Annotated in this window: 4 protein-coding genes and 1 pseudogene; 3 read left to right on the top strand and 2 right to left on the bottom strand. The window is 48.4% G+C overall.

Translation table 11 applies throughout. The features are described from left to right. Window positions 1-212 (top strand): annotated as a pseudogene (locus IQ273_RS34185) (IS4 family transposase); the annotation flags it as partial. Between the two features lie 24 nt (window positions 213-236). Here the strand turns inward: IQ273_RS34185 and IQ273_RS30895 are convergent. Next, the gene (locus IQ273_RS30895; protein ID WP_194026918.1) at window positions 237-698 is read right to left on the bottom strand and encodes a hypothetical protein; all 462 of its coding nucleotides are present in this window, start codon (window positions 696-698) and stop codon (window positions 237-239) included. Window positions 699-827: 129 nt separating this feature from the next. After that, window positions 828-1,238 (bottom strand): hypothetical protein, encoded by a 411-nt coding sequence (locus IQ273_RS30890; RefSeq protein ID WP_194026917.1) that lies wholly within the window; start codon window positions 1,236-1,238, stop codon window positions 828-830. 767 nt (window positions 1,239-2,005) lie between these two features. On the opposite strand from IQ273_RS30890, the gene IQ273_RS30885 reads away from it, so the two are divergent. Then, window positions 2,006-2,206: a hypothetical protein gene (locus IQ273_RS30885; protein ID WP_194026916.1), complete on the top strand. Its 201-nt coding sequence runs from the start codon at window positions 2,006-2,008 to the stop codon at window positions 2,204-2,206. A 95-nt stretch (window positions 2,207-2,301) separates the two neighbouring features. Next, window positions 2,302-4,443: a hypothetical protein gene (locus tag IQ273_RS30880; RefSeq protein ID WP_194026915.1), complete on the top strand. Its 2,142-nt coding sequence runs from the start codon at window positions 2,302-2,304 to the stop codon at window positions 4,441-4,443. The last annotated feature ends 109 nt before the right edge of the window (window positions 4,444-4,552 follow it).

Raw genomic sequence — 4,552 nt, 5'->3', positions numbered from 1 at the left:
GGAGTCGTCTGGATTGGCATGGCGACCGGGGCTTGAGTTTTCTGCAACTCGGTTTGCGGGAACTGGCTCGGCTTTGCTACGAGCGTTTGCCCTTGCCCATCCTCCAAGCCTTGCCTAAGGGCAATCCACCGCCCGCTTGCGCCTCTCAATGCAAGCGAGACGCCCTAGACTGTCGCATTGAGTTCGCTAAGGTCCTCACATTCTCATGGTGAGACTGCCCTAAGTTTTCTGCACCACTAAGCATCATCGAAAGGCTCAGCCAAATCGATGCTTAACTTGAAGTGCTGCTCAGCACTTTGAAGTTGGAGGAACCTTTCGACAAGGCGATCGCTTGGGAGTACGACTTCACTGTCCTTAAAGATGACAGCGCCTGTACCATCAGTTCTGGTCTTAACTCGCTGGATTTCACCCTTAAAAAGTTTTAAGGTATAGCTCTCAGCAAGGACGCGGCATTCTGCAAGCTGATCGAGAACAGCTTCAGCATGAGTCTCGTCTAGACCGTTACGAATAGCATCAACGCGCGCCTGAAGTTCGGGATGTGATTTAATCCATCTATATAGAGTCGATCGCTCAATTCCAACAGCCGCTGCCACATCTGAATCAGTCCCACCGTTGCCAATAACCTCAACGATAAGGTCGGCTACTTTTTGACAGTAACGAACCTTTCGTTTAGTAGGATTGGCTTTTGGCGTGGGCATTGTTCAAATTTGTTCGATTTTGTTGCAAAGTGTGGCAGAAATAACAAAGGGCCCTGCCTAAGCACGACCCCGAGGAAACCCAACTCAAAAAGGAGACACAAGCTCCTACCTTAACGGGATGTCCAAAAACTACAACATCTGGTGGACGATATAAGCGAGAGCGTTGATCGCATGGGGTAATAGGAAGCTCTGATAATCGGATAGCCTCATGCCGGGAGGAACTACCTTAGAGAGCCGAACATTCGCTACAGCGCTGTCGCCATAATAGGCATTCAAAGTGCATCTGTGAATGAAGTCTAACTTGTAGAGACACTCCCACATGGTTGCCTGATCTAAGACACTTAATAGAGTCTTTCCAGGGATTAGCTGATAGTTCTCTAAGTACAGTCGCGCGAAGTACTCTTCATCAACATCATTGAGTTTTCCTTGATAGTAAAGCTTGATCGCCTCTTCAAGCTCAATTAAATCAATATAAGGACAAAGCTGCCGCTCGACAGGCTCTACGTAATAATCCTCCTCCATAGCAGTAGGCTCTAACACGCCAAGACCTCCATCAAGTTGTCTCTGTAATCACCAACGCGACCGCACTCTTGGAAGGTAAGCCTATTTAGTTTCTTTTCAGAGAAGACAACACGCGAGCTGTGAATCTCGTTACGTACGATCAGCTCAAGGTTTTCGACTAGCCAATTAGAAACCTGTTCTCTAATACGAATACTTTTAGAGACTAAGTGAGGTCTGATCGTTATGAAGATACCGCGCCGAGACAGCTGAGCATACTCAGAGTGGATATAGGTCTTGAACCTATAGGCTAGAACACTACGGGCTACGCCAAAACGGTCAGCGATTTGTCTTAAAGAAGGATTCTTTAGATATTCAAGGAATAACCGCCGCGTGGCTTCTCGTTTTTTGAGTTGGTTTTTAGTCATTATTTGAAGCTAGGAACTTAAGATAAGGGTTCCATACGAATAATGCCTTTGTCTGGCCATTCTCTCCAATTTTTAGAATGTGCTCCGTTCTGTGCAAGCTAGCGTAGTACGCTTGTGTTCCACGATTTTTAGAGGTATAATTGAAACAAGAATTAACTAATTTCAAATAATGTTTCACTGCCGACTTAAAGAGTATCTAGACGCAGCTGGTCGCAACCGAGAATGGTTTGTTAGGGAGTCAGGGATGGGCTATGGAAGCGCTTATCAACTGTATAAGGGCTATGTCAAACGAATTGACTCCAACACCTACAAGGTTATGAAGCGGATTTTTGGACTGAATTCAATCGAAGACATTTTCACACTAGTCGAAGAGGACTAACCATGTACAGCGCCATCATCACGGCCTTTTTAGGCGACACCGAGTTATCAACATCCATCTACAGAGACCAGCCTATCGTCTCAGTCGAAATCGAGTTAGTAAAAATTCAATTGGAGCAGCTGCTCAATGGGGCCGAAGCATTCGTGATTTCATACGCGCGCGAGGCTGACCACACCTGTGAGGCACCAATGCGATTTGCTTGATAGGCACACAAAAAAGCCGCTGCTCGACACAACGGCTTTTTTAGAAATTAGTTTACTCGTTCAACTCACCGCAAACATCTTCCAGGAAATTTACGATGCAAGACAATTATAACACGAAACGTTCGGCCAGCAAGCTATCTATAAGGGCACAACTGGTCAAGGACGAGAAATTCTTTCCTAAAACCGTAGCTGCCTTTAACAATCTTGAGCTTAAGCGCAAGAAGACGCATGACAGGGCTATACAGCAGCTGGGTTACCTGTTCACTCGCTTCCGCAGTCATCAAGTCCGAAGCAAGCTAGTTGTCGAAGGCAAGGTTGAGTACGCTGAAAGCCCTTTGGTCATCGGGGTTCTGATGAGTATTGATACGCTCATCCACAAATTTAACCAGCTAAGCCAGGCTAACAACTCTGCCTTTGGGTCTCCATTTAGACGCGCGATCGCTGCCCATGTATTCGCAGGACAGCTGCTGGGTGCTGATAGAAGCAAGTACAAAAGCTATAAGGAAGTCAGAGCAATCGTTTCAGCAATCCACGACGAAGTGGTTCCTCTATTAATAGAGTTAGGGCTACTTGGGTTCACCGAAGCTCACGCTAAGGTGCATTGCCGAATTTATGACACCCGCCCGCTGGTTAGCTACCTCGGTCGGTGGATTCAAGAAGAAATTAAGCGCGAGCGTAAGGCTAAGCTGCTTGACGCAGGTATTATGCCTCTCATGGAATATGAGGCCCATGACCGTAGCAAGCCCGCGCGATTGGATTCTGAGATTGTTAACAGTAAGTTTCGTCGTGACCCAGCGTTAATCACTTGTGTCAAGCGGATACACCAGTCTACATTCCGCTTCAATACAGAACGTTTTATCCGTCAGGGCCTGCCCGAGATTCGTGAGTATGCGCTATTCAACTACGGTGGTGTGGCGCTGTATAACGAAATGGAGCAGCTAGAGCAGGAATTAGAAGTTGAAAAAGGCCAGCAGCGGATTCAGGAGATTCATGCGCGGCTGAAGGAAATCGACAAGGACTTGGAATATATGGATGAGAGAGTTTACGCTTGTGAGCGCTCCATGCTTTACGCCTTGGACGACATGGATCTGGATACACCAGAGCCCCAATACTTCAGCCAATGGCACTTGCAGGGCCCTGGGCGAATCCATACAGACGGTGGGGCTGTCTGGTTACCCAAGCTCATCCGTTGGCTCTACATCCAGCCGAGCAACCCCGAGAAAATCGCTCTGGAGCTTGACCTCAAGTCCTGCCAGTTGCTTATTGCATGCCAAATTTTGAGGGATGCTGACCTGGATGAGAAAGACAGCGACAAGCCTCTTCAGAAGGGGTGCGAAGAGCTACTTCAGAAAGTTAAAGCGATCGCTAAACGAGGAGACTCTGTTTGGAAGGAAATCACACCTGATGGATTAGAGGTTCCCAAGCGTGCCCTGAAGGTTCTGGTCTATAGCTTGGTGTTTGGCTGTCCCTTGGGCAAAGGCATGCAGATGTTGGTGAATGCACAACTACGGGCTGATGGTCATCACTTTCAGTTCAGTCAGGCTCAAATCAAAGAGGTGCTTGGGGGCTTTCTAGAGCCTCTTGTAATCAGCCGCGAGAAGTGGATGGCGAAGTACAGCCTCACCAACATCCTGAATTCTACCCCTAAGCAGCTGCCTGACCGGGTGAAGAACGCCGCTGGGCATGTGTTTCACCTACGCCAGGAGGCTACTGAGTACCTGGAGCAGTTCGAGCTGGACAAAGCGCAATGGGCGGATGACAAGGCCGCTGGTCGTCGGGTACAGCCCTGGGAACCTACTGTGAATGAGAGTGAGATTGCGGGTCGAGCCTTGGCTCACCTCTGCCAAGGTGCTGAAGCTCATGTCATGCAAAGCTTCATCGCTAGTGATGCAATGCAGGAGAATGTCCTGGCATTCCAATTTGATGGCATGACCGTCGAATGTCACCCCAACGATGTAAAGGAGGTGATGGCCCGCTACAGCAAATGGCTGCAAGAGTTCGATGATAATCAAACCTTTGAGTATCTACCACTCTGGTTTGCCCGCCTCTGGACCTTCACTTTCGCAGAAAGAGGTTACACATATCATCGGTCGGCTCTAGATATGCTAGAGAACGACTTCGAGAGAATTAATAAAGACCCTCGCCGACACACGTATTATCCAAAACGCACGTTCTACAACAGCGATGGAGACGTAGTTCACCCATCAACGATTAACTGGCTCCTCCGTTACGCCTAAAGAGTTCTAGAGGCTTAAGCGGTCGCCAAAGGCTCCCATCGAGGGGGTCTTTTTTTATGCCTGGGCGCGCGGGGTTGTTATTCAATATGTTGGGGGGCGAGGGCTTAGG

Origin of the sequence: Nodosilinea sp. LEGE 07298 (assembly GCF_015207265.1) — a bacterium.
Taxonomy (GTDB): Bacteria; Cyanobacteriota; Cyanobacteriia; order Phormidesmidales; family Phormidesmidaceae; genus Nodosilinea.
This window is presented reverse-complemented; position numbering and strand designations above follow the sequence as displayed.